Source organism: Leifsonia sp. LS1 (assembly GCF_020521355.1).
Taxonomy (GTDB): domain Bacteria; phylum Actinomycetota; class Actinomycetes; order Actinomycetales; family Microbacteriaceae; genus Leifsonia.
In genome coordinates this window covers 516439-542292 of record NZ_BPER01000001.1, presented here as the reverse complement: position 1 = coordinate 542292, position 25854 = coordinate 516439, and the positions used below count along the sequence as shown (strand labels likewise).

The 25854-nt window shown below is 69.9% G+C and carries 26 protein-coding genes; 11 read left to right on the top strand and 15 right to left on the bottom strand.

Annotation, left to right across the window (positions count from 1 at the left end; all coding sequences use genetic code 11):
• The first annotated feature begins 11 nt into the window (after positions 1-11).
• The 4 genes from LLS1_RS02620 (at position 12) to LLS1_RS02605 (ending at position 4687) form a co-directional block, all read left to right on the top strand.
• Entirely contained in the window at positions 12-1247 is a 1236-nt protein-coding gene (locus tag LLS1_RS02620; RefSeq protein WP_226653470.1) for an MFS transporter, read from the top strand.
• 229 nt (positions 1248-1476) lie between these two features.
• On the top strand, positions 1477-2937 hold the full coding sequence (locus LLS1_RS02615; RefSeq protein ID WP_223358312.1) for a DUF6421 family protein: 1461 nt from the start codon (positions 1477-1479) through the stop codon (positions 2935-2937).
• Positions 2934-3617 carry an SDR family oxidoreductase gene (locus LLS1_RS02610; protein ID WP_226653469.1) on the top strand — a complete coding sequence of 228 codons (684 nt, stop codon included), beginning with the start codon at positions 2934-2936 and terminating at the stop codon, positions 3615-3617. Before LLS1_RS02615 ends, LLS1_RS02610 begins: the two co-directional genes overlap by 4 nt.
• The gene (locus LLS1_RS02605; protein ID WP_226653468.1) at positions 3614-4687 is read left to right on the top strand and encodes a low specificity L-threonine aldolase; all 1074 of its coding nucleotides are present in this window, start codon (positions 3614-3616) and stop codon (positions 4685-4687) included. The genes LLS1_RS02610 and LLS1_RS02605 overlap by 4 nt, the downstream gene beginning before the upstream one ends.
• A 422-nt stretch (positions 4688-5109) precedes the next feature.
• Here LLS1_RS02605 and LLS1_RS02600 read toward each other — a convergent pair whose 3' ends face one another.
• The gene (locus tag LLS1_RS02600; protein ID WP_226653467.1) at positions 5110-5724 is read right to left on the bottom strand and encodes a TetR-like C-terminal domain-containing protein; all 615 of its coding nucleotides are present in this window, start codon (positions 5722-5724) and stop codon (positions 5110-5112) included.
• Positions 5725-5777: 53 nt separating this feature from the next.
• On the opposite strand from LLS1_RS02600, the gene LLS1_RS02595 reads away from it, so the two are divergent.
• The gene (locus LLS1_RS02595) at positions 5778-6284 is read left to right on the top strand and encodes a hypothetical protein (protein WP_226653466.1); all 507 of its coding nucleotides are present in this window, start codon (positions 5778-5780) and stop codon (positions 6282-6284) included.
• 7 nt (positions 6285-6291) lie between these two features.
• Here LLS1_RS02595 and LLS1_RS02590 read toward each other — a convergent pair whose 3' ends face one another.
• Positions 6292-7071, bottom strand: a complete 780-nt coding sequence (locus tag LLS1_RS02590) for a GNAT family N-acetyltransferase (RefSeq protein ID WP_226653465.1) — start codon at positions 7069-7071, stop codon at positions 6292-6294.
• Between the two features lie 140 nt (positions 7072-7211).
• Between LLS1_RS02590 and LLS1_RS02585 the strand changes: the two genes are divergently transcribed.
• On the top strand, positions 7212-7379 hold the full coding sequence (locus tag LLS1_RS02585) for a hypothetical protein (protein WP_226653464.1): 168 nt from the start codon (positions 7212-7214) through the stop codon (positions 7377-7379).
• A 96-nt stretch (positions 7380-7475) separates the two neighbouring features.
• Here the strand turns inward: LLS1_RS02585 and LLS1_RS02580 are convergent, their stop codons facing one another.
• From LLS1_RS02580 to LLS1_RS02560, 5 genes are all read right to left on the bottom strand, one after another.
• Positions 7476-8138: a DUF6518 family protein gene (locus LLS1_RS02580; protein ID WP_226653463.1), complete on the bottom strand. Its 663-nt coding sequence runs from the start codon at positions 8136-8138 to the stop codon at positions 7476-7478.
• A 183-nt stretch (positions 8139-8321) separates the two neighbouring features.
• Positions 8322-9338: a UTP--glucose-1-phosphate uridylyltransferase GalU gene (galU, locus tag LLS1_RS02575; RefSeq protein WP_226653462.1), complete on the bottom strand. Its 1017-nt coding sequence runs from the start codon at positions 9336-9338 to the stop codon at positions 8322-8324.
• Positions 9339-9360: 22 nt separating this feature from the next.
• Complete coding sequence (locus tag LLS1_RS02570) at positions 9361-10764, bottom strand: UDP-glucose/GDP-mannose dehydrogenase family protein (RefSeq protein ID WP_226653461.1); 1404 nt, start codon at positions 10762-10764, stop codon at positions 9361-9363.
• A gap of 29 nt (positions 10765-10793) precedes the next feature.
• Positions 10794-12278, bottom strand: a complete 1485-nt coding sequence (locus LLS1_RS02565; RefSeq protein WP_226653460.1) for a glycoside hydrolase family 26 protein — start codon at positions 12276-12278, stop codon at positions 10794-10796.
• On the bottom strand, positions 12271-13839 hold the full coding sequence (locus LLS1_RS02560) for a glycosyltransferase family 2 protein (RefSeq protein ID WP_226653459.1): 1569 nt from the start codon (positions 13837-13839) through the stop codon (positions 12271-12273). The genes LLS1_RS02565 and LLS1_RS02560 overlap by 8 nt, the downstream gene beginning before the upstream one ends.
• 444 nt (positions 13840-14283) lie before the next feature.
• On the opposite strand from LLS1_RS02560, the gene LLS1_RS02555 reads away from it, so the two are divergent.
• Positions 14284-14538, top strand: coding sequence for a hypothetical protein (locus LLS1_RS02555; RefSeq protein ID WP_226653458.1), 255 nt, complete (start codon positions 14284-14286; stop codon positions 14536-14538).
• Positions 14535-15050 (top strand): hypothetical protein, encoded by a 516-nt coding sequence (locus tag LLS1_RS02550; protein WP_226653457.1) that lies wholly within the window; start codon positions 14535-14537, stop codon positions 15048-15050. Before LLS1_RS02555 ends, LLS1_RS02550 begins: the two co-directional genes overlap by 4 nt.
• A gap of 75 nt (positions 15051-15125) precedes the next feature.
• Here the strand turns inward: LLS1_RS02550 and LLS1_RS02545 are convergent, their stop codons facing one another.
• The 8 genes from LLS1_RS02545 to LLS1_RS02510 are packed head-to-tail and all read right to left on the bottom strand — an operon-like array spanning position 15126 to position 23502.
• A complete protein-coding gene (locus LLS1_RS02545) occupies positions 15126-15455 on the bottom strand; it encodes a hypothetical protein (protein WP_226653456.1) in 330 nt (109 codons plus the stop codon).
• Positions 15452-16789: an acyclic terpene utilization AtuA family protein gene (locus tag LLS1_RS02540; RefSeq protein WP_226653455.1), complete on the bottom strand. Its 1338-nt coding sequence runs from the start codon at positions 16787-16789 to the stop codon at positions 15452-15454. The genes LLS1_RS02545 and LLS1_RS02540 overlap by 4 nt, the downstream gene beginning before the upstream one ends.
• Positions 16786-18237 carry a carboxylesterase family protein gene (locus tag LLS1_RS02535; protein ID WP_226653454.1) on the bottom strand — a complete coding sequence of 484 codons (1452 nt, stop codon included), beginning with the start codon at positions 18235-18237 and terminating at the stop codon, positions 16786-16788. The genes LLS1_RS02540 and LLS1_RS02535 overlap by 4 nt, the downstream gene beginning before the upstream one ends.
• Positions 18227-19069, bottom strand: coding sequence for an ATP-binding cassette domain-containing protein (locus tag LLS1_RS02530; RefSeq protein ID WP_226653453.1), 843 nt, complete (start codon positions 19067-19069; stop codon positions 18227-18229). The genes LLS1_RS02535 and LLS1_RS02530 overlap by 11 nt, the downstream gene beginning before the upstream one ends.
• A complete protein-coding gene (locus tag LLS1_RS02525; protein WP_226653452.1) occupies positions 19066-20010 on the bottom strand; it encodes an ABC transporter ATP-binding protein in 945 nt (314 codons plus the stop codon). Before LLS1_RS02525 ends, LLS1_RS02530 begins: the two co-directional genes overlap by 4 nt.
• A complete protein-coding gene (locus LLS1_RS02520; RefSeq protein ID WP_226653451.1) occupies positions 20007-20963 on the bottom strand; it encodes an ABC transporter permease in 957 nt (318 codons plus the stop codon). The genes LLS1_RS02525 and LLS1_RS02520 overlap by 4 nt, the downstream gene beginning before the upstream one ends.
• A 3-nt stretch (positions 20964-20966) precedes the next feature.
• Complete coding sequence (locus tag LLS1_RS02515; protein WP_226653450.1) at positions 20967-21869, bottom strand: ABC transporter permease; 903 nt, start codon at positions 21867-21869, stop codon at positions 20967-20969.
• Between the two features lie 22 nt (positions 21870-21891).
• Positions 21892-23502: an ABC transporter substrate-binding protein gene (locus LLS1_RS02510; RefSeq protein ID WP_226653449.1), complete on the bottom strand. Its 1611-nt coding sequence runs from the start codon at positions 23500-23502 to the stop codon at positions 21892-21894.
• 142 nt (positions 23503-23644) lie between these two features.
• On the opposite strand from LLS1_RS02510, the gene LLS1_RS02505 reads away from it, so the two are divergent.
• From LLS1_RS02505 to LLS1_RS02495, 3 genes are read left to right on the top strand one after another with little or no spacing between them, the layout of a single operon-like run.
• Positions 23645-24310, top strand: coding sequence for a GntR family transcriptional regulator (locus tag LLS1_RS02505; RefSeq protein ID WP_226653448.1), 666 nt, complete (start codon positions 23645-23647; stop codon positions 24308-24310).
• Between the two features lie 8 nt (positions 24311-24318).
• On the top strand, positions 24319-25101 hold the full coding sequence (locus LLS1_RS02500) for a CoA transferase subunit A (RefSeq protein ID WP_226653447.1): 783 nt from the start codon (positions 24319-24321) through the stop codon (positions 25099-25101).
• A 2-nt stretch (positions 25102-25103) separates the two neighbouring features.
• A complete protein-coding gene (locus tag LLS1_RS02495; RefSeq protein WP_226653446.1) occupies positions 25104-25745 on the top strand; it encodes a CoA transferase subunit B in 642 nt (213 codons plus the stop codon).
• Positions 25746-25854: the final 109 nt, after the last annotated feature.

Here is a 25854-nt window from a genome sequence, read left to right as displayed (position 1 = left end):
GCGAGGTCCCTGTGACGACGCAGACCGCTTTCGACCGCCGCGCCCTGGTGCGCTGGCGCAACGCGATCACCGCCGCCTTCGGACTCGGCGGCGTGACCATCGCCACCTGGGGCCCGAGACTGCCCGAGCTGATGCGCGAGCTGAACATCGACACGCCCACGGTCGGCGTGCTCATCGCCTGCTCGACGGTCGGGTCGATCGCCGGGCTCGGGATCTCCACTCCCCTGCTCGGGCGCCTGGGCGGTCGGTGGGCGGTCTCGACGGCGCTGCTCACCATCGCCGGCTCGCTGGTGCTGCTGGGCGGCGCGCTGCTGCTGCAGTCCGTCCCGCTGGTCGCGGTGGGCTTCGTCACGGTGGGCCTCGGCATCGGGACGCTCGACGTGCTCATCAACGTGGAGGGCGCGGCGATCGAGCAGGCGGCCGCCAAGACCCTCATGCCGCTCATGCACGCCGCGTGGTCCGTCGGAGCGGCCATCGGCTCCGGGATCGGCGCAGCCTGCGCCGCCCTCGGCATCGCCCCGTCGGCGCAGTTCACAGCGCTCGGCGTCGTGGTGGTGGTCGTCACGCTCGGGATGGCGCGGGCCATCCCCGCCGCCGCTCCCGAGACTCCCGACGCCCCGGCCCGGCCGCCCGTGGCGGCGCGGGTGAAGCAGTGGCTGCGCGGCTGGCTGGACGTGCGGCTGCTCGTCATCGGCGTCGTCATGCTCGGCGTCGAGCTCGGCGAAGGCTCCGCCAACACCTGGCTCACGCTCTCGGTGAAGGACGACCACGGGCAGACCGCAGCCGTCGCCGCCCTGTTCTTCACGATCTTCGCGGCGAGCGAGGCGGCCACCCGCATCTTCGGGGGGCCGGTGGTCGACCGGCTCGGCCGCGTCGCGACGATCCGCTGGACGACCGCGCTGGGCATCGCCGGCCTCCTCCTCTTCATCCTCGGCGGCGCCCTCTGGATGGTGCTCGTCGGCGTCGTGCTGTGGGCGGTCGGCGTATCGATGGGCTTCCCGCTCGGGATGTCCGCAGCGGCCGAGGGCGGTGGCAACGCGGCCGCGCGGGTGAGCGTCGTCGCCTCCATCGGCTACGTCGCGAACCTCGCCGGGCCGCCGGTGCTCGGCGTCGTCGCGCACTCGACGGGGCTGCTCGGGGCTCTCTGGCTGGTCGTCGCGCTGATGGCCGCGGCGTTCGTCAGTGCGCCGGCGCTGCGTCCGCGGGCCGCGCGCTCGGTTCCCGTGCCTGCCGATTCCGGAGAATAGGCGCGACACGCCGCTCAGGACGCCGTAGGGACGGAGCATCGGCGCTATTCCGGATGGATCTCCGGAATAAGCAGGCGGGGAAATGTGCGCAGGGGCGCCATCTCGCGCACGAATTCGCAGAAGTGGGCAAAGAAATGTCCACGATCCGCGGTTAGGCTCGGGTGGAGGCGCGATTTCGCGCGCCCGCACCCGCCGCAACGCGCGGCCGACCCACGACGGGAGGTTCGTCATGTCTCAGTTCGTCCCCCACTTCACGCAGGACGCGATTGTCGGAGAGCCCGAGGTCGTCGAGGACGCCCGCCCGGTGCGCGAGGTCGCGACGCACCCCGCATGGCTGCGACTGAAGGACGCCGCCGTCGCCCTCCAGGCGTTGCAGGTCAAGGACGGCTCGGTCGAGCAGGAGTCGGACCGCGCCTCCGCCGCCGCGCACGTCGACGCCATCGTCGACGCGATCGGCGAGCTCGCCCCGTTCTTCCCGCACGATGCGGCCTACCTCGCCGCCGCGCAGCGAGACTTCGTGCGCTGGTCGGACGAGGGCTTCGGCGTTCCCGACTTCCTGGACGCGCTGAACGAGTTCCAGCCCCAGCAGCACCGCATCGACGGGCTCGGCCACCTGGTCGTCTTCCCGATGTACACGCAGAACGGCAGCGCGAACCGCCTCGTCGAGGCCGTGCTGGTCGAGGTGATCTGGCCGGAGTTCGTCGCGGAGCTCGAGGCCGGCGACTATGGCAACAAGCTCTTCGTCGCGCTGCGCTTCGTGGACTTCACGCCCGGCTACGACACCAACTCGGCCGTGCTGTTCCCGGAGACCGTCGCGATGCGCGAGATCCCGCAGTTCACCTGGGGCGCGATCTTCCAGGACCGCGAGGCCGCCCGGTACCGCCGGGTGGTGCGCGCCGCCGCCGAGATCACGAAGCTGGAGCTGCCGGCCGACGCCGCCGCGATGCTGGACGACCAGCAGCTCACGGAGGAGACCTTCGTGATGTGGGACATCATCCACGATCGCTCCCACATGCGCGGCGACCTGCCGTTCGACCCGTTCATGATCAAGCAGCGGATGCCGTTCTTCCTCTACTCGCTGGAGGAGCTGCGCTGCGACCTGACGGCGTTCCGCGAGTCGGTGAAGCTGGAGCGCGAACTCAGCGCGCTGCCCGACTCGGAGCTCTCGGACGCGCAGCGCGCGATCCGCGACCACGCGCACCTCGTCCAGTACGCGGTGATCTTCGACCGCATCTTCCGGTTCGCGATCACCGGCAGTCGCGTGCGCAACTACGACGGGCTCGGCGGTCAGCTGCTCTTCGCGTGGATGCACCAGCACGATGTGCTGCACTGGACGGACACCCAGCTCACCATCGACTGGGAGGCCGTCCCGGACGTGGTGGTGGCGCTGAGCGACCAGATCAACGAGCTCTACTGGCGCTCGATCGACCGGCCGAAAGTCGCGCACTGGCTCGCCGCGTACGAGATGCTGACGCAGACGCTCACGCCGCATCCCGCCTCGACGTGGGCGCGCGGGCTGTCCGACGAGATCCTCTCGGGCGCGCCCAAGGGCTACACGGACGCGGTGCTCGACGACGAGTTCCCCCTGTCGATGTTCTACGAGGCGCTCAACAAGAAGATGGCGGCGGTGATCGAGTCCACCGCGGGCATCACCGGCACGACGGATGACGCCCCGGCGGGCGCCGCGTGACGGACGCTCTGCCGCTGCACGGCCGGCTGGTGCTGATCGCGGGCGCGACCAGCACCAGCGGCGAGGCCGTCGCTCGAGCGCTGGCGACAGCGGGCGCGACGGTTCTCGCGGTCGGCACGCGCGAGGAGGCTCTCTCCGCCCTCGCCGCGGCCGTCCCGGGAGTCGACACCCGGGTGTGCGACCTGGCCGACCGGGACGCCGTGGCCGAGCTGGCCATGCGCATCCACCTGAAGTTCGGTGCCATCGACGGGCTGATCCACCTGGTCGGGGGCTGGCGCGGAGGCGGCGGGATCGCCGGCCAGTCCGATGAGGACTGGGATTTCCTGGAGCGCGGCTTCCGCACGCTGCGGAACACCACTCGCGTCTTCCTTGACGACCTGACCGGGTCGGAGGCGGGGAGGCTCGCGATCATCTCGTCGACCGCCGTCGAGAGACCCTACGCAGGGGGATCGAACTACGCCGCGGCGAAGGCGGCGGCCGATGCCTGGACCCGGGCCGTCGCCCAGGGGTTCGGGAAGGACGCCCCGAATGCTGCGGCCACCGTGTTCGTCGTGAAAACCCTCGCGGGCCTGGAGGACCGGCTCGGCGAGGAGGTCGTGCGACTCTGGGCACGCTCCCCCGCTGAGATCAACGGCGCGCGCATCCCGCTCGTGGCCCCGGAATCTAGGATGGACGGGTGACGCTACAACTCCACGATCTGAACCTGCGCGGCTTCGCCTCCGACAACTACGCGGGAGTCCACCCCGAGATCCTCGACGCGATCGCCGCGGCCAATCAGGGCCACCAGATCGCCTACGGCGAAGACGTCTACACGGAGCGGCTGCACGAGGTCTTCAGGGAGCACTTCGGCGAGGGCGTCCAGGTGTTCCCGGTCTTCAACGGCACCGGCGCGAACGTCGTCGGTCTGCAGTCGATGCTGCCGCGCTGGGGCGCCGTGGTCTGCGCGAAGACCGCGCACATCAACACCGACGAGGCGGGTGCACCGGAGCGGGTCGCCGGGCTGAAGCTGCTCCCGGTCGAGACGCCGGACGGCAAGCTGACGCCGGAGCTGATCGACCGCGAGGCGTGGGGCTGGGGAGACGAGCACCGGGCGCAGCCGCTGGTGGTCTCGATCACGCAGACCACCGAGCTGGGAACCGCGTACACGGTCGAGGAGATCCGTGCGATCGCCGACCACGTGCACGCGCTCGGCATGAGGCTGCACATGGACGGCGCACGCATCTCCAATGCGGCAGCGACCCTGGGCCTCCCGTTGCGCGCCTTCACGACGGACGCCGGCGTCGACGTTCTCAGCTTCGGCGGCACGAAGAACGGGATGCTCTACGGCGAGGCCGTCGTCGTCCTGAACCCGGAGGCGTCCGAGGGGCTCCTCTACCTGCGCAAGCTGAACATGCAGCTCGCCTCCAAGATGCGTTTCATCTCGGCCCAGCTGATCGCGCTGCTCAGCGACGACCTGTACCTGCGCTCGGCCGGCCACGCCAACGCGATGGCCACCCGACTGCGCACGGCGCTCGAGCGCGGAATCGCCGAGGGCAGCATCCAGGGCGTCGGCTTCAGCCAGGACACCCAGGCGAACGGCGTCTTCGCGACGCTCCCCGCCGGCGTCGCCGACCGGCTGCGCGAGCACTTCCGCTTCTACGACTGGGATGCGGCCCGCAACGAGGTGCGCTGGATGTGCTCGTTCGACACCTCGGAGAAGGATATCGACGACTTCGTCGCGGCACTGGTGCAGGAGCTCGGCGCCGCCTGAGCCTCCTCAGCTCGCCGCGGTGCCCCTCGGTCTGGGGTGAGGTCGGGGTACAGAAATGTCCTCCATTTGACCCACAAGTCCGCTATTCTCGAACTGCGGCCGGGGGAACCCGAATATCCACCGGCCGTAACCCCGAACGCATGCCGGGCAGCACGAATGATCCCTAGTCTCCGTGTCGCCCGGCATCGTGGGTTAAATCGGTCGTGCCAGCCGAACCGCGGCGCGGGGCCGAGTCCCGCCGACGCCCCCGAATTGGGGTAGAGGGGTACAGGTTTTGTCCTCCATTTGGCCCACATGGAGGACGCACTTTCCGCTAGTCTGCTGATGCGGCCGGGGAGACCCGAATATCCAGCGGCCGTAACCCCGAAACGCTGCCGGGCTGTGTGGACTAACCCTAGTGTCCATACCGCCCGGCATCGTGGTCAAGGCGCTCGCCCGTCAGGCGCAGCGGCTCCGAGCTCACGCGCCACGGTGTTCACGACGCGATCGACGAACGCGTCATCGGGCGGAGCGTTGCCCGGGAGGGCCGCCCGCAGGAATGCCGGGCCGTAGACGAGATCGAGCACGTACGGCAGGTCGTCCACGGGCGGGATCTCGCCGCGCCCGACGGCTCGTTCGATGACCCGGGCCGTCGACTCGCGCTGCAATCGGAGGAACCGCGTCTCGAAGAGGTCGGCCACGACGCGGTCGCGTGCGCAGGCGTCGAGCAGAAGCGGGAGCAGATCGCGCGAGACGCCGTCGGTGTACATCGCCGCCTGGTCCGCCACGACCACACGGAGATCGCCGCGCAGCGACCCCGTGTCCTCGGACGGGTCGACGCGATAGCGCGCGGTCGCGACAGCGACGAGGAAGTGCCCGACCGAGTTGTACCGGCGATAGAAGGCATCGCGCGTCACACCCGCCCGCCCGATCAGGTCCTGGAGCGTGACGCTCGTCACGCCGGCCTCGGCGACGAGCTCCTCGAGTGCCCGGTGCAGGGCGTCGTCGATCGCCGCGTTGCGCGGGCGCCCCACGGGGGACGAGGAGGTGTCGCTCATTACCTGACTATCGTATGGTTAATGCCGCATCCACGCGACCACGAGGGGACCCCATGACCGATCTCACCGCCATCCAGGACTCGCTCACCTCGCCGGAGGCGTTCCTCGAGTTGTGCACCGAGAGCGGGGTGTTCGGGGCGAAGAAGCAGGCAGCGCGGGCGCACGAGCTCTGGCGGAGCGCATCGTCGCGACAGGTGCTCGCCTATCGCGCCCTCCCACTGCCCGGCGGCACGGGCACCGGGCTGCTCGTCGGTCTCTACTGGGATCCGGCGGTGACCACACCGGACTTCGACGCCATCGCGTACGCCGTCGTGGCGGAGCTGCCGCGCGACCTCATCCATGCGGAGGAGAAGGCCGCGTGGAAGACGCGCGACAAGAAGCAGAACGTCTTCTTCGGCTGGCGCGGCATGCGCGGACGCCCGCTGTCGGCGTGGTTCCGGGACCGGTTCGGCGTGGAGGGGGTCGTGCACCAGGTCATGGCGGCCTCCGACTTCGATGACAACATCGCGATCACGATCGTGGCCGACGGCGAGGACCGGGTCTGGCCGACGGCCGTGTGATGCGGGATCAGCGCCCCTGCTCCCAATAGGAGTAGCGGGACGACGGCGTGAAGCCGAGTCCCTCGTAGAGTGCGAGGGCTGCGGCGTTGCCGGCGACGACCTGCAGCCAGAGCCGTTCGACACCGGCCGACCCCGAGGCCTCGGCGAGCGCGACCGCCAGCCTGCGGGCGAGACCGCGTCGACGTGCGCGCGGGAGGGTGGCGACCGCGTAGAGGCCACCCCAGCCCTCGGCGAGGGCGAGGCGCGCGACGGCATCCGGATCCGCGCTCGCGCCGGCCCACGCGTAGAGCGCGGGACCACCCGCGAGGATGCTCTCGACCGTGGCGCGCTCCGATGCGCCACCGCGACCGTCGACGGCCCACCACGTGTCCAGCCAGCCGCGCGGCGGCGAGGCCGCCACGGAGACGTCGGAGGGAGCGTCCAGAGCATCGCCCGAAGCCGTCTCCAGGAGGGTCGCGGCCACCGCGGCACGCTCCGCCACCAGGATGCCCGTCTCGGAGTGCTCACGGTAGCCACGCCTCTCGAGCTCTCCGACCAACGCGTCGGACGATGCGGGGCTCACCTGGAACACCGTGGGGAGGGCGCGCATCGCGTACCAGCGCTCGGCCGCATCCACGGCCTCCCCGATGTCGCCGGAGCCCGGGTCGCCGATCGCGAGCACCGAATTCGCCCGATTCGTGACACCACCGGCCGCCCGAAGCGCCCAGGGTCCGAGCTCCTCGCGTTCGAGCGCCGGCCAGCCCCTGTCAGCGAGGCGGTCGAGGGTGGCAGGCAGAGGGAGTTCCATCCGATCACGCTACCCGGCGCCCCTGCCCGCAGGGCCGGGGACGGCGTACGGTCCGGCCCAAGACCGTCGCCCACGTCGTCCCCTACCGTCGGAAGACGTACGTTACGCGGCCCTCCGAGGGATACGCCCTGCTCAAGCGCGTGCGCACGCTGCTGCGCGACGGCACCACCGACCTCGTCCCGCTCGTGCACCGCGACGGCTTCGGATGGCTCGTCGTGGGTCCCGGCATTCCGATCGCCGTCGACGAGATCGAGACCGATGCCGGTCGCAGCGAGCAGCACACGCTCAAGCGGCTCGGGCTGGACTGAGCCGCCCCCGCAGTGCCTGCGCCGTCGCGGTACGACTGCGCCGGGTCGCTGTGCGGCGAACGGACCGTGGAGCGCATTCGCATCCGGTCGGCGTCGTCACCGCCAGATGTCGAGGAGCGTCCAGAGTGCGACGTAGACCGCGCTGGCGGCGAGGGACGCGCCGGCGACGGCGGCCGCCTGGCGGACGGTGAGGCGGTTGCGCCCGATCGTCACGGCGACGACGACCGCGGAGAGCACGATCTCGATGATCCAGTAGACCGGGCTCGTGGTGTCGGCGATGGCGACGAGCGCCCACACTCCTTCGCCGAGCAGCACCGCGGACAACGGCACCGTCGCGAGGGCGGAGCGCAGCCGGGAACCATGCCGGGCGATCGCTGCGGACAGCCCGATCACCGGGCCGGCGACGAGGGCGATGATCGTCCAGACGCTGGTGAACGGATCCGCGTAGAAGTATCCGCGCCAGGCCGAGACGACGCCGTAGCCCTCCACCATCAGGAGGAACGAGACTGCTCCCAGTACCGCACCCAGGGCCGGGCGCGCCCGGCTGAGCCAGACGATCCCGAAGGCGAGCATCGTCCAGCCCCCAGCGGAGTTGGTGAACGAGGAGGTCCACTCGGGAAGGTACTGCTGGCCGAAGCTGGTCAGGCCGCCGACCGCGAGCGAGCCGATCGCCACTCCCGCGACGCTCGTCGCTCCGCGGATCCACGGCGACCACGCGCCCCGAGCCGGAACCGTCACTGGCCGTGTCGCACTGGTCATGCCCCGACTCTAGGAACCCGCATGCCCACGGCGCGTCCGTCTCGCGACGGACATCCGCCCGCGACAGCTGCGGTTCGGGACGTCCGCGGCCGGGCGCCGCACCGCCGTCGTCCCGTCGCACCGCGGTCGTTCGGACTGTGGTGCGACGGGGCGCGTGACGGAGGGGCGTGGCGGCGGGAGGGGTCAGGCCCCGGCGATGGGGAGCAGCTCGCGCTCGCGCTGAGGCGCCTGCTTCGGCTGCTTGGCGGCGGGGCGCACCGGTGCGGCGGGCACCGCGGCCGGCGCGACGACCTCCTGCGCAGCGGCGGGCGCGATCCCGTCGGCGAACTCGCGCAGCCACGGCAGCAAGCCGGGGCCGAGGTCGTCGCGGGCGGAAGCCAGCTGCACGATCGCCTTGATGTAGTCGAGGCGGTCGCCCGTGTCGTAGCGGCGTCCGCGGAAGATGACGCCGTGCACTCCCCCGGTCCACGGCGGCGCGGTCGCGAGCCCCTCGAGCGCGTCGGTCAGCTGGATCTCGCCGCCCTTGCCCGGCTCCGTCTTCTCCAGGATGTCGAAGATCTCCGGACGCAGCACGTAGCGTCCGATCACGGCGTAGTTGGAGGGGGCGTTCTCGCGGCTCGGCTTCTCGACGAGGCCGGTGATCCGCACCACGTCGTCCTCGTCGGTCTCCACGACCGCGGCGGCGCCGTAGAGGTGGATGGAGTCCGGCGGCACCTCCATGAGGGCGACCACGGTGGTGTTGAGCGCATGCTGCACCTCGAGCATCCGGGCGAGCAGCGGGTCGCGCTCGTCGATGATGTCGTCGCCGAGGAGCACGGCGAAGGGCTCGTGGCCGATGTGCATCTTGGCGCGGAGAACGGCGTGCCCGAGCCCCTTGGGGTCGCCCTGGCGCACATAGTGCATGTCGGCGAGGGAGGTGGAGTGGCTCACCTTCTGGAGCTTGTCGGTGTCGCCCTTGCGGACGAGCGTGTCCTCCAGCTCGGTGTTGCGGTCGAAGTGGTTCTCGAGCGCGTTCTTGTTGCGGCCGGTGATGAGGAGCACGTCGTGCAGGCCGCTCGAGACGGCCTCCTCGACCACGTACTGGATCGCCGGCTTATCGACCACCGGGAGCATCTCCTTGGGCATGGCCTTGGTGGCCGGCAGGAAGCGGGTGCCGAGGCCCGCCGCGGGGATCACAGCCTTGGTGACGTAACTGGTCATGTCGGTTCCTTCGATCGGAGGGCTAGTGGACGGGGGCGAGGGAGGCGAGGTCGCGCTCGATCGGAGCGACGACGGGGACGGTGCCCATGGCGAGCACATCCCAGCCCGCGCTGCTCCAGGCGGCCTGGTCGAGGCAGTTGCGGGCGTCGATCACGGTGCGGCCGGCGGCGAGCGCCTTGAGCGCGGCCGGGTCGGCGGTGGTGAACTCGTCCCACTCCGTGAGCACGACGAGCACGTCGGCACCGGCGACGGCGTCGGCCATCGAGTCGGCGTAGCCGAGGGTCGGGTAGAGCCGCTGTGCGGTCTGCCGCGCCTGCGGGTCGTACACGACGACCTGCGCGCCCCGCAGGTGCAGGGCGGCGGCTACGTTGAGCGCGGGCGAATCGCGCACATCGTCGGTCTCCGGCTTGAACGCCGCGCCGAGCACGCCGATCCTCCGGTTGAGCACGGAGCCGCCGAGCGCCTTCAGCGCGAGGTCGATCACCCGCTGGCGACGGCCCATGTTGATCTCGTCGACCTGCTGCAGGAGGCCGACGGCGGCATGTGCGCCGAGCTCGCTCGAGCGGTGCATGAGGGCCCGGATGTCCTTGGGCAGGCAGCCTCCGCCGAAGCCGAGGCCGGCGTTGAGGAACTGGCGTCCGATGCGCTTGTCGTGCCCCAGCGCGTCGGCGAGGAGCGAGACGTCCGCTCCCGCCGCGTCGCAGACCTCGGCGATCGCGTTGATGAACGAGATCTTCGTCGCGAGGAACGCGTTCGCGCTCACCTTCACGAGTTCGGCTGTGGGGAGGTCGGCGACGAGGACCGGCGTCCCCTCGGCGATCGGCGCGGCGTACACACGGCGCAGGAGCGCCTCCGCGGCCGCACTCGTGCCGCCGAAGACGAGACGATCCGGGTGCAGGGTGTCGTCGACGGCCTTGCCCTCGCGGAGGAACTCCGGGTTCCAGACGAGCTCGACCTTCACGCCGGCGGGCGCCGCCTCCGCGACGATCGCACGGAGGCGCGCGCCGGTACCGACCGGGACGGTCGACTTGCCGACGATCAGGGCGTCGTGCGTGAGGTTCTCGGCGATACCGCGCGCCGCCGCCTCCACGTAGGCGAGGTTGGCGGCGAACGAGCCGGACTGCTGCGGCGTGCCGACGCAGATGAAGTGCACGTCGGCCGTGGCGACCGCCTCGGCGACGTCCGTCGTGAACGCCAGCCGCCCGGCGGCGACGTTCGCGCGGATCAGCTCCGGGAGGCCGGGCTCGAAGAACGGTGCGCGCCCCTCCCGCAGCTCCTCCACCTTGCGCGGGTCGGTGTCGACGCCGACGACGTCGAAGCCGAGTTCGGCCATGGCGGCGGCGTGCGTGGCCCCGAGGTATCCGGTGCCGATGACGCTGATTCGGGGAGCAGGCTGCTCCTTCGGGGACTTCTTCGCGGTGGTCATGTCGTGTCCTTCCGGTGAGGCGGTGCCGCTCAGGGCGCCGGGGTCAGGGTGAAGCGGTCTTCCGGTCTCGTGAGACCGGCGATGAATGCGGAGAGGGTGTCGGCGCGGGAGTCGATGCGCCAGTCGTTGGTGGCGCGCACCCCCTCGACATAGCTGGTGATCGCGAGGTTGAACCAGGAGAAGCCGATGATGTCGTCGTTCTCGGGCTTGCCGAGGGCCTGGAAGAACGACGTGACCCAGGCCGGTTTGTGCCCGTCGGTCTCCGATGCACCGATCTCGGCCAGGATGATCGGCTTCCCGGTGATCGCCCGCAGCTTGTTGAGGCTCGGCGTGAAGGTGTAGTCGAAGCTGAAGTCGTTGTCGGACTTGTACGGCGGCCGGAGGTATCCGGAGAGGCCCACCCAATCGACGTAGTCGTCGCCGGGGTACAGGCCCTCGAGGTAGCCGTCGGCCTTGTGCGACGCGGGCAGGTTGTTGACGATGTTCGGCGACCACACCCAGACCACGAGGGCGTTGGCCCCCTCCTGCTGGAAGATGTCATGGACATGCCGCCACATCTTGACGTAGTCGCCGGGGTTGTTCCCGTTGATCGACCTGCCCTGACCGTCGTTCTCGGCCCACGGGTACCAGATGCCGTTCATCTCGTGGTCGAGACGGATGGCGAGCGGGAGGCCTGTCGCGACGATGTCCTTCGCGTACTGGTGTAGGTACGCGTCGAAGTCACCTCCGATGATCTTGGGGAGTGAGTAGGCGGGCGCGTCAAGCACGTCGTTCCCGTCACTGATCGGTCGCGACTCCCACGTCATCATCGGCATGCGGCCCTGGGCCCAGGCGCGGGTCACCGCGTTGGCGCGGAACGTCTCGTCCCAGCCGCTGAAGTAGCCGACCATGTTGGGCGCCACGCCGACCTTCGCGCTGGTGGCGTCGAAGGTCGCCCAGTTGAACGGCGCCTGCTCGGTGTACATGCCGTAGTAGCGGCTGGACGGGGAGATCAGGTCGGCGCGCGCGGGTGCGGTGATCGGCGCCGCTCCGGTCCCGCCGGACGAGCCGCCGTCGCCGCTCCCGGAGCCGGAGGCGCTCTGGCCCGAACCCTTCGACCCGGCCGACGCCTTGGCGTTCGCGGCGGCGAGCTGGGCTTTGACACTCGCGAGCTGGTTCTGAGCGGCGGTGGCCTGCTGCTGCGCGGTGGCGAGCTGCTTGGCCGTCGACGCCTGCGCGGCGAGGGCCTCCTGCTCCATCGCGGTCAGCTTGCCCTTCTGGGAGGCGATGGTCTCCGTCGCGCGCTGGAGGTTGCGACGCAGCTCGGTGTTCTGGGCGGCGTACGGGGTGATCGCCTCGGTGGCTTCGGCGACGGCCTTGCGCAGCGGCGCACCGGTGGGCGACGCCCAGACGAACGCCGACAGGCCGACCAGGGTGACGGTCAGCAGGATGGCGGCGGCGGCCGTCGCCTGCGAACGGGACCGGGACTGCGACCACCAGGTCGCGGCTCTCGTGGTGATCGAGGGGCTAGACAAGGAACAGAGCCTCCAGGGTCAGGATCGCGAAACCGATCAGGTACGGGATGGCGGCGTACGGGTTGAGCCGGCGCCGCTTCGGGGTCTTCGTGGCTTTCGCCGCCCTGGCCGCCGCGCGCGTGGTGGTCGGCGCGACGACGGGACGCGTGGCGACCGCGGTGAGGCTGCCCGTCTGCAGGGCGGTGGCCGTGGTCACACCGCCGACGGCGTCCGGCAGGACTGCGGGGGAACCCGCCGACGAGCCGGGACCGGCCGGCCCGGCGGCCGTCGAGTCGAGAGCGGCGATCTCGTCGTCCGACGAGATCTCGGCAGGGCCTCCCGCGTAGGCGCCGGCACGGGTGCCCCAGCCGCTGGCGTGCGCCATGCGGAAGAACCCGATGAGCCGGATCGGCATGAGGAAGAAGGTCGAGACGATGATGAAGATCGGCAGCCGGAAGAAGTCGGAGGGCTTCTCGGAGAGGTGCCGGATCTGACGGATCGACATGCTGATCACCGAGGAGGCGACCATCAGCGCGACCACCGTCACGACGCCCGCCGAGACGCCGTACTCCTTGAGGAAGCCCTGGTAGAAGTTGTAGCCCTGGCCGGTGATCGACCGGTAGACCCAGCCGCCCAGCACGCCCGCGAGCACGAACGGCAGGATGATGTCCATCACGAAGAAGAACGCCAGCAGCGGGGCGTGCCCGAGCATCCAGGGCAGCATCCGGAGCGTGTTGTACTGGCTGCCGCGCGCCCAGCGGAGCTGCTGCTTGAAGAGCTTTTTCACCTTCAGCGGGGCGTCCGTGTAGCAGAGGCTCGTGTGCTGGTAGACGGTGCGGTAGCCCTCTTTGAGTGTGAGGTTCGTGAGGGTGCGGTCGTCCGAGACCTCGAGGAAGACGCCGAGGAACTTCTCGTTCATGAACTTGTCCATGACGCGCATCAGGATCGAGCGGCGGAACGCGATCGTGCGGCCCGGGAGGCAGCCGATCTGCCCGACGACGCTCTGGGCGGGCATCGAGTAGAGCGCCCGCGAGTTCTCCAGCCAGTCCGCCCAGCGGGTGATCCAGCTGCGCTCCGGCTCCAGGATGCGCTGCTTGGTCGTCACGCCGCCGACGCGCTGATCGGCGAATGGCTTGACCAGCTCGGAGAGCGTGTCCTGCGTCCACACGGTGTCGGAGTCGACCAGGACGGTGATCTCTCCGGTGGACATCCGCGTCCCGATCATGACGGCGTTCCGCTTGCCCGGGATGGGTGTGTGGACCCAGCGCACGAGAGGCGCGAACTCTTCGCACACCTCGGCGAGCTCGGGGTTGGGAGCGCCGTTGATGACGACGATGATCTCGCCGGGCCGCTGCTCGACCATGCGGCCGAGCACGTCGCGGAACAGGTCGAGCGGCTCGTCGACGACCGGGACGACGACGCTGGTGGTGCCGTGGAAGTCGTCCGTGTACGGCCGGTAGCGACGGGACATCAGGACCTTCACGATCCAGATGACCCAGATGAGGGCGGAGTAGACGGCGAAGAGATAGATCTCGGGATGGCCGCCGAACATGTGGCGGATCTGCAGCAGGAAGATGAACACGAACGGACCTCTCACGGTGAGCTGGGGGGTGGCATCCGCGACGGTGGGGACCTGGTCTGGTTCGGGTGGATCAAGTTCTACGGGCTCTCAGGCATGGCCCGCAAGTAGGGGTGGACAAGCCGGGTCGGCGCGTCGGCCGCCGCCGCCGCTGGGTCCTGTCCGCAGACACGCGGACACCCTTCCGCCGCCGCCAGACGAGGGGAGATCCCGGGCGCGTCGCGAATTGAAAAGCAGATCAGACGCCAAATCGCTGGACGGCGCACCCGAACTGACGGACACTCGGGTTTTGTACCCCGTAGAACGAGCCGTGTACCCCGAATGGCCGGCCTGGACGCACGCTGCGAATGTTACGAATCTTTACATGTGCGTCATCCCGCGTTAACAGAATCGCCCGCGCGAGAGCACCCTTCTCCGCTGCCCGGCCCCGGGTCTAAGCTGAGCGCCGTGGGCCAGGACGACCGCATCTCACCCCGTCGATTCCACGACGCCGACGGCGTCGACGGCTGGAGCGTGCTCTTCGACGGCGCGGTCGCCCGCTTCGCCACCGGGTCGTTCGACCGGGGTGCGGCGCTCGTCGCCGCGGGAGGGCGGCTCACCGACCACACGCGCGAGCCGCACTGGCGGTCGCTGGCGGATCCCGAAGGCAACGTGGCTGACATCGCCGCCTGGCGGGACGACCCCGAGGAGGACGATCTGTGACGACTCGACGCACCCGGGCCCGCGCCGGCGCGGCGGCAGGGCTCTCGGTGGCCCTGCTCCTGCTGCTCACCGGGTGCGACCTCTTCGCCCCTCAGGACACCCTCCACATCGGCGAGACGAGCGACGGCGTCAGCGGCACCGTCGGCGACGTCTACGTGGCGAACGCCGTGCTCCTGACGGCCGCCGACGGCACTGGACCTGCCAGCCTGGTCTCCAGTCTCGTCAACCAAGCGACCTCGTCGCGCGACGTGAGCATCCACACCACCGCCGGCAGCGACTCCGTCGCCCTCGAGGCGTCGGAGGTCGTCCAGCTGGGCGTCCCCGACGGCCAGACGATCGAGTTCGACGGGCTGGACGCGAAGCCCGGCGGCCTGGCGGACGTCACGTTCGAGAACGGCTCGGATACATTGACGCTGCAGGTGCCCGTGCTCGACGGCGCGCTCGCGCAGTACCGCGACCTGGTGCCGACGATGACTCCCACGCTCACGCCCACCCCGGCTCCGTCGAAGTAGGGGTTCGACGAGCTCCGATTCGACGGTTTCGGCGTTGTGCCGCGACACCGACGGCACCACAGATCACGTCTCACCTCAGCGTGCAGTGGTCCCATCGCCGATCGGCAGCTCGAGAAGATGGGCGGAGAGCGTCTTCCCGTGAGGATCGGCGGAGGCCGACCGCGTGACCCCTCCGTCCAGCCGGTGCGGGATGACGATCGAGAGGGCCCGCAACGCGTCGAGGCGACGGATCGTGATCGTGGACGCGTCGGTGACCTGGAAGTGTCTCGCCAGCCGATCCGCCGTCGCCTCCCCGCACACCGCTTCGAAGTCCGCCGCCTCGTACGGTGCGAGGAACAGGATGGAGGAGTCGCCCTTGTCCCCCGCCCTCGCATGGGCGATGTCGCCGAGCCGTCGCGCGTTCACGGGAGCAGCACCTTCGTCGCGACCGCGTCGCGGTCGATGAGCGTCGAGACGATTCCGACGGTCTCCTTGATCGACGTGGTCACTCCGCCCCCTCCGAACGGTCCGTTCGTGTACAGCGACTCGACCTCGTCGCAGAGGGTGACCGCCGCGTCGCGCTCGAAGGTGCGAACCGACATACGCAGGCGCACCTCGGAGGGACGCCGGTCGGAGTCGGTCCACCACGGCCGGGTGGCGTCGAGGCCCACGTAGCTCACCGACAGCTGCCCGGCATCCCGACCGTGCACACGCTCCCAGCGCTGGGCGACGATGGAGGCGGCCAGACCGGCGCGCTCGACGCAGTCTGTGCCCGAGTATGCGATCTCGGCCACCGCGAGGAACCCATCGCGCACACCCACGCTCACCTTGAGGCTCTCGGGCCGCCCCGCCGGACGCGCCCCGAACACGCGGACCCGGTCGTCACCCAGATCGGTGATCTCCACACCGGCGAAGTCGATCGTCACGTCCGGCGTCTTGTAGGCCGTCGGGTCGTCGATTTCGTAGAGCAGCTGCTCGAGCACCGTGCGGCGGTCGAGCACCCCTCCCGTCGTCGCCAGCTTGGAGTAGACCGCCGACCCATCGGCTTCGACGTCCGCCATCGGGAAGCCGATGTTCCACGGATCGCGGATCTGCTTGCGTCGTCGGTCGGCGAAGTAGCCACCCGTCAACTGGCCCGCACACTCGAGCAGATGGCCGACGAGGCTTGCGTTCGCGGTCGCCCCGAGGTCGTCGAGCGACCAGCCGAAGTGGTGCGCGAGAGGAGCCACGAACAGCGCGGCGTCCGAGCACCGCCCGGCGATGATGATGTCCGCCCCCTGCTCCAGGCCGTGGATGAGCGATTCGGCGCCGATGTAGGCATTCGCCGAGACCAGCCGGTCGCGGATGTCCCAGAGGGTGTCGTCGGTTCCGAGGACGCGTGCCGACTTCAGGTCGAGCAGATCCAGCACGTCGTCGCCGACGACCGCCGCGACGGTGGCGATCAGGCCCAGGTCGTCGACCAGCTCCCTGGTCGCGGCCGCGGCCGCCTCGGGGTCCGCCGCCCCGGCGTTGGTCGTGACGACCGCGCCTGCGGGGAGGAGGTGCGGAAGCGTCCCGGCGAACCGGCGCAGGATGCGCGAGTCGAATCCTGTTCCGGTGCCTTCGCGGCGAGCCTGCTGGGCAACGCCGATGGTGCGCTCCGCCAGGCACTCGAAGGCCATCGCGTCCAGGTCGCCCTCCCGGGCGAGGTCGTCCGCGGGTTGGAGCCTGTCGCCCGCGAAGCCCGCGCCGACCCCGATACGGAAACTGCGTTCGTTCACGGGCGGACCACCCCTTCCCACCGTCGGAGCATGTCCGCGAAGGCACCGGGTTCCACCCGGACCCCGTCGCCCACGCGCAGCACGTCGCCGTCGGCGCGATCGAACGGCGCCCAGTCGCTCCGGCCGTGCACGACGAACTCCGTGACGATGTCGCGCAGGCGCCCGCTGAGTCCCTCCAGGGGATCGGCCCCGTCCCGCCCCTCCGTGCCGTCGAGGTTCCCGAAGAGGACCCGAACCGGGAGGTCGTGGCCGGCGAGCGACCCGTCGGGTTCGTCGATCTGGGCCACCCATGCGCGGCCGCCGGCGGCATTCTGCGCGAGGGCGGCCCTCGCGGCAGGAAGACGGTAGATGAAGTCCGTCAGGATCTGCTCCCGTTTCGCCCCCAGCTCACCGTGGCCGTAGGCCGCGGCGATGCCGGCGGCATCGGCCGCTCCCCATCCCGCGATCTCTGCGACGATGGCCCGATCGTCCGGCGGAGTGAACTCGCTGTCCAGGCCCCTGAGCCCCGCCACCTCGGCGCCCGTCACCATGAGCAGGATCGGAACGCGCTCGGCCCGTCCCGAGCGGATCACGTCCAGCGGATGTGCGGAGAGGACGCCGTCGATGTCGTGATCGAGCACGACCCCGAGCGATTCGGGGACCGGTGCGTTCCGCGCCCCGATCTCGAGCGACCCCACCCGGCGCTGCGCCTCCACGATCGTCTCCGCGCCGACGGAGAGAAGCTCTGGACCGCTCTCGACACCCACGGCCGCCAGCAGCTGGTCGCCGAGTCGCTCCGCCTGCTCCTCGGGCACCAGGCGCGACGCCCCGCCCGAGATGAGGAGAAGCTTGTCGAAGTCCGACCGAGCCTCCGGCACCGCCAGAAGCGCAGCCGACAGGAAGGCCCCGGAACTCTGGCCCATCACGGTCACCTGCGCCGGGTCGCCTCCGAACGCCCCGATGTTCTCCGCGGTCCAGCGCAGGGCGGCGACGACGTCGCGCAGGCCCAGGTTGCTGGCCTCCGGGAGCCCACGATGCACGAGGCTCGCGAACCCGAGCGCCCCGGTCCGATGATTGGCCGAGACCACGACGATGCCCGCTTCGGCCGCGAGGCGCGAACCGTCGAACAGCGGCACAGCGGACGATCCTCCCGCGAATCCGCCGCCGTAGACCCAGAAGACGACCGGCAGATCCACCGCAGCGTCGGGAGCCCAGATGTTCAGCGTCAGGCAGTCCTCCGAGAGATCGAGCCCCTCCGTGAACACGGACCGCTGCTGCATCGGGGACGCGCCGAACCGCTCGGCGACAAGCGGCTCCGGCCACACAGGATGCGCGACGGGCGCCCGGAACCGGCGCTCGCCGACCGGCGGTGAGGCGAAGGGGATCCCGAGGAAGGCGGTCACACCGTCGCCTCGACGGGAGCTCGCCACGTCACCGGCCGGAGCGTGCACGACTCGCTCAGCGGTCATGGACGAGACTCCCCTCATCCGCCTCGCGGGCCTCGCCTCTCCGACCGCCGGGTTCGGGCAGTGCGGGAATGGCGTCGAGGAGCCGGCGCGTGTATTCGGTCCGGGGGGATCGGTAGATGCTCTCGCGGTCCCCCTCCTCGACCAGGTCGCCGAGCAGCATCACTCCGATCCGGTCGCTGACGAACTCCACGACCGAGAGGTTGTGCGAGATGAAGAGGTAGGACAGTCCCAGCTCCTCCTGGAGATCCTTCAGGAGATTGAGCACCTGAGCCTGCACGGAGACATCGAGAGCGGAGACAGGCTCATCGGCGACGATCAGCCGGGGCTCGAGAGCGAGCGCCCGTGCGATCATGATGCGCTGCCGCTGACCGCCCGAGAACTCGACGGGTTTGCGCTCCAGGGCAGACGACGGCAGTCCCACCTTGTCGAGGAGCGCCGCCGCCCGCCGCCGCCGGTCCGCGGAGGTGTGCAGGCGGTGCACCTCCCACGGCTCGCTGACGAGCTGCAGCACGGTCATGCGCGGGTTGAGGGCCCCATACGGGTCCTGGAACACCATCTGCACATTGCGACGGAACTCGAGCAGCCTGCGGCCCTTCAGCCCGGTGGTGTCGACGCCGTCGAAGCGGATCGCGCCGCTGGTCGGACGGGTCAGCTGCGCCACCATGCGGGCGACGGTGGTCTTGCCCGAACCCGACTCGCCGACCAGCCCGTACGAGCTCCCGGCCTCGATACGGAGCGAAACGCCTTTGACCGCGGGGAAGGTCGTGCGCCGCAGCGGCGGTCCGACCACGAAGTCCTTGGTGACATCGTCGACTTCGAGGAGCGCGCTCATGCCGCCGCCCCCTGGCTCGACTCGCGGATCCAGCGGCCGGGCGCCACCTCGTGCATCGCCGTCTCGGGCCACGCCTCCGGGTCCGTCTCGCGCAGATCCCTCAACCACGGGACGCCGGTCGAGATCGAGGGCAGGCGGCGGCGCGTGTCGCCCAGACGCGGCGAGGCCTCGAGCAGCGCCACGGTGTACGGGTGGGCGGGCGCCGACATCACGTCCGCCGTGGGCCCGCTCTCCACGATCTGGCCGGCATACATCACGGCCACGTTCGCGCATGTCTCGGACACCACGCCGAGATCGTGGGTGATCATCAACAGGCTCAGTCCGAGCCGTTGCTGCAGGCCGCGGAGGAGCTCCAGCACCTGCTGCTGCAGGGTGACGTCGAGCGCGGTGGTCGGCTCGTCCGCGATGAGGAGCTCCGGCTCGCAGGAGACGGCCATCGCGATCATCACGCGCTGGCGCATCCCGCCCGAGAGCTGGCCGATGCGGTTGCCGAGGATGTCGCGCGACCGGTCGAGGCCGACGAGGCTGAGGAGCTCCCTCGCGCGGTCCCGGCGCTGGGCGCGGGTCAGGTCGGTGTGGGCGCGCAATCCCTCCGTCAACTGCACGCCGATCGGCAGGACCGGGTGGAGGGCCGACATCGGCTCCTGGAAGATGAATCCGATCGCAGCGCCGGCCAGCTCGCGTCGCCGCGTGGCGCCCATCCCGATCAGCTCCTCGCCGCGGAAGCGTACGGAGCCCGACGGAACGAGGTTGTCGGCGAGCAGACCGGCGATGGCCAGCGCGGTCAACGTCTTGCCGCTCCCCGACTCGCCGACCAGCGCGAGGGTGGAGGCGGCATCGAGCCGGAATCCCACGTCGCGGACGGCGGGGTACGCGCCGTCCGAGCGGCGGGCGGTCACGGTCAGGCGGTCGACCTGGAGGGTGGGTGCGTGCGTGCTCACTGTGCTTTCGCTCCGTACTGGACGCGGGGGTCGACGACGGCGTAGAGGATGTCGACCACCAGGTTGACCAGGATGATCGTGATGCCGCTGAACAGCACGATCCCCTGGATGAGGTTGTAGTCGCGGTTGGAGACCGCGTTGAACATCAGCTGGCCGATGCCGGGGATTCCGAAGATGTTCTCCACCACGACGCTTCCGGAGATCAGACTCGCGCTGAGCAGACCGACCACCGTCAGGACGGGCAGCGCCGCCAGCCGGGAGACGTGCGTGGCGGTGATCCGCGAGCGGTGGACGCCCAGCGATCGTGCCGTGACCACGAACGGTTCACCGACCACGTCGAGGAGCGAGCCACGGGTGATCCGGCTCACGAAGCCGACCTCGGCGAGGCCGAGCGCAAGGGATGGGAGCACGAGGGACTGCAGGTGCGGGATCAGGCCGGCGGACAGCGGGACGTACCCGCCGACCGCGAACCAGCGCAGCTTCACCGCGAACACGATGATCAGGATGAGCGCGATGAAGTAGTTCGGGACGGAGATGCCGAGGATGCCGAGTCCCGTCGCCGCTCGGCCGCTCGGCCGCTTGCGCTGGAAGGCGGCCACCGCCCCGAGCAGCACGCCAAAGACGAGCGCCCAGATCAGTGCGAGCCCCGCCAGCTCCAGCGTGACGCCGGCGTAGCCCGGGATGACGTCGACGACCGGCCGCTGCAGGAACGTGCTGTTGCCCAGCTGGAGGCTGAACATGTCGCCGAGGAAGTGCCCGAACTGAGCGATCAGCGGTTGGTCGAGGCCCATCTGGTGGCGCAGGGCGGCGACCTGGGCCGCAGTCGCCTGGTCGCCGAGGATGATCGACGCCGGGTCGCCCGGTGCCAGCCGGATGAGCAGGAACACCAGGATCAGCGGGACGAGCACGGTCGGCAGCAGCGCGAGCAGGCGTTGGAAGAGGTACCAGAGCATCGGTCAGCCCTCCGTCATTCTCGGGTCGAGGAGGTCGCGCACGTCGTCGATGAGAACATTGGTGGCGAGCACCGTCCCGACCAGCGCGGCCCCCGGGAACGCCCACATCCACCAGGCGGTCGACAGGTAGCTGCGTGAGGCCGCCAAGCTCGCGCCCCAGCTCGGGACATCCGGCGGAAGGCCCGCGCCGATGAAGCTCAGGGCCGACTCGACCAGGATCGCCACCGTGAACACGATCGCGCCCTGCACCAGGATCGGCGTCACGCATGCCGGAAGCACATAGCGCAGCAGGATTCGCGTCCTGCCTGCGCCTGCCGCCCGTGCGGCGTCGAGCATCGGGAGTTCGGCGACCACCAGGGCGGTGCTCCTCACGACTCGCGTCACTCCCGGGAACAGCACGATCACCAGGCAGATGTTCACGGTCACGAGGCCCGCGCCGAGGATGGCGACCATCGCCAGCGCCAGGACCAGGATCGGAAAGGACATCACTCCGTCCACGACCCGCATGACCACCAGGTCGAACCACCGCGACATGCTCGCGAGCAGGGCGACCGCGGTGCCCAGGACCGTGGCGCCGAGCCCGCTGATCACCCCGACGAGGAGCGAGGACCGCGCCCCGTAGACCACTTGGGCCAGCACATCCCGACCGTAGTTGTCGGTCCCGAACCAGTGTGCGGCAGAGGGCGGCTGCAGCCGTGCGGTTCCCTGGAAGGCATTGGGATCGCCGACGAGAAGCGGACCGAAGATCGCGCCGAGCACGACGATCAGCAGGAAGGCCGCCGCGATCATCGCCCCCTTCCGCCGGGCGAGCCTCCGCCACAGTCGACGGGATCCAGTCCGGCGCGCCGCCTCGGCGACACCTCCGGCAACGGGTTCTGCGCTGGTCGGCGCTGCGCTCGTGCTCACTTCGGTCCGCTCCTCATCCGCCCTACTTGGCGGACTTCCAGTAGTTGAAGAACAGCTGGTTGCCGCCATTGGCGAGGCCGTCGGTGGTGTGGACGCCCTTCGCGACGGCGATCGTGCCACCGGCGACCGTGCCGAACTTCAGGAACGGCACGTCGGTGTAGATCAGCGTCTGCAGCTTGTCCCACGCGTCCTTCCGCTCGGACTGCTTCGCGGAGGTCGACAGCGTGTTCAGCAGTGCGTCGCGCTCCGTGCTCTTCCAGCCGCCGGGGAACGTCGCCTGCAGGTACGGCAGGAGAAGCGGATCCGCGTACGTGGGGATCGCCGACGAGAAGATGTCGTACTTCGAGGGGTCGGTGCGCTTCGCGATGATGGTGGCCTGGTCGACCACCTGGAGGTCGATGTTGAAGCCGAGCTTCTTCAGCTCCTGCTGGGCAGGGACGGCGGGGCCGTACCAGGTCGGGTCGTCCTGCGTGGTGTACCAGGTGATCGGCTGACCCGTGTACCCGGCGTCCTTGAGCAGGCTCTTCACCGTGGCTGCATCGTGGACGTTGTAGGCGCCCTTCGTGCCGGCCTCGGTGTGCCAGGTCGTGTTGTCCTTGGTGAAGATGCTCCCGTCGACATCGAAGTTCGACGGGTCGCCGAAGCCGGCCGACAGGATATCCGTCATGTTCAGCGCCGCCTGGAACGCCTGGCGCATCTTCTGGTTCGCCATCACGCCGCTGATCTTGTTGAACACGATCGTCGGACTCGACTGTTTGGCCAGGAGGGCAGCGGACACGGAGGCGTTGGTGGACGCGCCGGCGTAGTCGTCCAGTGTCCCGATAGCCCAGTCCACCAGGCCGGTCTGAACCGCCTGCATGCGAGTCGAGTCGGTGGGCATCGGCTTGAAGACGATCGAGTCGAGGTAGGCGTGCTTGGCTCCGGTCCCGCCGCTCGAGGCGTCGGTCCGGGAGGTGTATCCGCTCCACTTCTTGAGCGTGATCTGCTGACCCGCGACGTTGGAGGCCACAGTGTACGGGCCGGTGCAGTCCAGCTCGGTGAGCGCCTCGGTGGCCGGGCGGCCTCCGACGACGGATGCGGGCATGATGTACGCCGTGGTCAGCAGGGTCGGGATGAGCAGGCTCGGCGAGTTCAGGTGAAGGGTCACCGTGGTGTCGTCGGTCGCGTCTGCCGAGGCGAGCAGGGACTTGAGGATCGAGCCGTTGCCGGGCGTCTGCTCGTAGCGCTCGAGGCTGGCGATGACGTCCTTCGCGGTGAGCGGCTGACCGTCCTGGAACTTCACGCCGCTGCGCAGCGTGAGGACGTATGTCTGCTTGCCGTCGTAGGTCGAGGTGTCCACCAGGACGGGCTTCACCTTAAACGACGTGTCCACGTCGAAGAGCGGCTCGCAGACGTTGCGGGCGACCAGCCAATTCGCCTGGAGCGAGGTGGCGTACGGGTCGATGACCGCGGGAAGGGCCGAGACGGCCACCGTCAGGGTTCCGCCGGAGACGGGCTTGCCGGTCGGGTCTCCCGTCGGAACGGAGGTGGCGGCCGGGGTGCAGCCGGTGATGAGCAGCGCGGCCGTCGCCCCGATCGCCGCCAGAGGCAGCAGCCGGCGGATGCGGCGGTCTCGCGTCAGGTGAGTCTTCATTGCTTCTCCTGTCATTGGCATCTTTGCCTCGGCGACGTGTGTGAATACGTCGTAGCCATTGGATACAGTACATCCAGCCACTAGGATCATGTCAAACGCACCGGCGCGGTCCGGCCCGTTGCGTTGGAGCGAAGGAGTCCGTATGCCGCCAGAAGCGATCGCCGAGTTGATCCGCCAGGCCATCCGCGAGAAGGTGTTCGCGCCGGGCACGCCCCTGGTGCAGGAGGATCTCGCGCAGCGCTTCGGCGTCAGCCGAAGCCCGATCCGCGAGGCACTCCGCATCCTCGGCACGGAAGGCCTGGTCGTCCTCCAGCCCGGGGAGGGAGCGACCGTCCGCCGTCTCTCCCGGGCGGACCTCGAGGAGATCTACGACCTCCGCCTCGCACTGGAGCCCCTCATCGCACCGGCGGTGGTGGCGGAAGCCCGCGGCCGCGACATCGCACATCTCGGATCGCTCGCGGCGACCATGATCTCCGCCGAGGACGTCGACGCGTGGATGCGGGCCAACTTCGAGTTCCACCGTCACATGTACCAGGTGTCCGGGCTCGTGCGCACGGAGGGCATCCTCGCCGGGCTCCTCAGCGCCGTGCAGCCGTACTCGCAGGAGAACATCGGGCAGCTCGGCGGCCGCCAGTCCGCCGACGCGGAACACCAGAGCATGATCGACGCGATCGGCGCGGGCGACGCAGAGGCGCTCGCTTCCCTGATCGTCGACCACCTCCGTGCGGCCAGAAACCGCCTCGCGAGCGCATACGAGACCGTCGAGTCGCCCGACCCGCTGCAGATGCTCCGGGCGACGGGCCGATGACCGGCGGCATGGACAAGACGTTCGCTTCGGCGTCCGAGGCGGTCGCCGACATCCCCGACGGTGCCTCGCTCGCCGTCGGCGGCTTCGGCCTGTCCGGCGTGCCGATCGCGAGCATCCGGGCACTGCTGGCGCGTGGCGTGGGCGGTCTCGAGGTCGTGAGCAACAACTGTGGCGTCGACGACTGGGGGCTGGGCGAGCTGCTCTCCGCCGGCCGCATCCGCCGGGTGATCGCGAGCTACATCGGGGAGAACAAGGAGTTCGCCCGGCAGTACCTCGGCGGCGAGGTGGAGGTCGAGCTCACGCCGCAGGGCACGCTCGCTGAGCGGCTTCGCGCCGGCGGGGTGGGCATCCCCGCGTTCTACACGGCGACGGGCGCGGGCACGGCTGTATCCGACGGCGGCATGCCGATCCGGTACGCGACCGACGGGTCGGTCGCCGAGGAGTCCGCGCCGAAGGAGCTGCGCCCGTTCGACGTCTTCGGCCGGACGCGCGAATACGTGCTGGAGACCGCGATCCGCACCGACTTCGGTCTGGTGAGGGCGGCAGCGGGCGACCGGCACGGCAACCTCCGCTTCGAGAAGTCGACGCGCAACTTCAACCCGCTCGCCGCGATGGCGGCCCGGGTCACCATCGCCGAGGTGGACGAGCTGGTCGAGCCCGGCGTGCTCGGCCCCGACGACATCCACCTGCCCGGCATCTACGTGGACCGCGTCGTGGTCCTGACAGCGGAGGAGTCGGCCGAGCTGCCGATCGAGAAGACCACCGTCCGCCCCCGACCGGAAGGCGCCTGAGCATGGGCCGCACTCGCGATGAGATGGCCGCCCGTGCCGCGCTGGAGCTGAAGGACGGCTCCTACGTCAACCTCGGGATCGGGCTGCCCACACTGATCCCCAACCACCTGCCCGACGGCGTCCATGTGGTGCTGCACTCGGAGAACGGCATCCTCGGCGTGGGTCCGTATCCGTGGGAAGGCGAGGAAGACCCGAAGCTGATCAACGCGGGCAAGGAGACGGTCACCGTACTGCCCGGGGCGAGCTACTTCGACTCGGCGACCAGCTTCGGCATGATCCGCGGCGGCCGCATCGCCACGGCAGTCCTCGGGGCGATGCAGGTCTCCGCCGCCGGCGACATCGCCAACTGGGCTGTCCCCGGCAAGATGGTCAAGGGCATGGGCGGCGCCATGGACCTGGTCAACGGCGCCGAACGGGTGATCGTGGTCATGGAGCATGTCGCGAAGGACGGGACCCCGAAGCTGGTGCAGCAGTGCACCCTCCCGCTGACCGGGCGCGGCTGCGTCGACCGGATCATCACCGACCTCGCCGTCATCGACGTCACCGGCGACGGCTTCGTGCTCCGCGAACTCGCGCCCGGCATGAGCGAACAGCAGGTCGCCGCAGTCACGGATGCACCTCTCGTCAACGGCCTCACCCCGTGAGCAGACCGTGACCACGCGAGCGCCGGCCAGAGGCTGATACCAACGAAGAGCTCACGGCGGGCGGCGGCGCGCGCGTTCGGCCGGACCGTGCGTTCGACGATCGCGCGAA

Excerpts from the sequence above, each read along its gene's own strand:
- LLS1_RS02495 (WP_226653446.1), top strand. The coding sequence starts at position 25,104 with ATGGGCCGCACTCGCGATGAGATGGCCGCCCGTGCCGCGCTGGAGCTG.
- LLS1_RS02530 (WP_226653453.1), bottom strand. The coding sequence starts at position 19,069 with ATGAGCGCGCTCCTCGAAGTCGACGATGTCACCAAGGACTTCGTGGTC.
- galU (WP_226653462.1), bottom strand. The coding sequence starts at position 9,338 with ATGACCAGTTACGTCACCAAGGCTGTGATCCCCGCGGCGGGCCTCGGC.
- LLS1_RS02510 (WP_226653449.1), bottom strand. The coding sequence starts at position 23,502 with ATGAAGACTCACCTGACGCGAGACCGCCGCATCCGCCGGCTGCTGCCT.
- LLS1_RS02600 (WP_226653467.1), bottom strand. The coding sequence starts at position 5,724 with ATGAGCGACACCTCCTCGTCCCCCGTGGGGCGCCCGCGCAACGCGGCG.
- LLS1_RS02505 (WP_226653448.1), top strand. The coding sequence starts at position 23,645 with ATGCCGCCAGAAGCGATCGCCGAGTTGATCCGCCAGGCCATCCGCGAG.
- LLS1_RS02580 (WP_226653463.1), bottom strand. The coding sequence starts at position 8,138 with ATGACCAGTGCGACACGGCCAGTGACGGTTCCGGCTCGGGGCGCGTGG.
- LLS1_RS02595 (WP_226653466.1), top strand. The coding sequence starts at position 5,778 with ATGACCGATCTCACCGCCATCCAGGACTCGCTCACCTCGCCGGAGGCG.
- LLS1_RS02535 (WP_226653454.1), bottom strand. The coding sequence starts at position 18,237 with ATGACCGCTGAGCGAGTCGTGCACGCTCCGGCCGGTGACGTGGCGAGC.
- LLS1_RS02615 (WP_223358312.1), top strand. The coding sequence starts at position 1,477 with ATGTCTCAGTTCGTCCCCCACTTCACGCAGGACGCGATTGTCGGAGAG.
- LLS1_RS02500 (WP_226653447.1), top strand. The coding sequence starts at position 24,319 with ATGGACAAGACGTTCGCTTCGGCGTCCGAGGCGGTCGCCGACATCCCC.
- LLS1_RS02570 (WP_226653461.1), bottom strand. The coding sequence starts at position 10,764 with ATGACCACCGCGAAGAAGTCCCCGAAGGAGCAGCCTGCTCCCCGAATC.
- LLS1_RS02520 (WP_226653451.1), bottom strand. The coding sequence starts at position 20,963 with ATGCTCTGGTACCTCTTCCAACGCCTGCTCGCGCTGCTGCCGACCGTG.
- LLS1_RS02590 (WP_226653465.1), bottom strand. The coding sequence starts at position 7,071 with ATGGAACTCCCTCTGCCTGCCACCCTCGACCGCCTCGCTGACAGGGGC.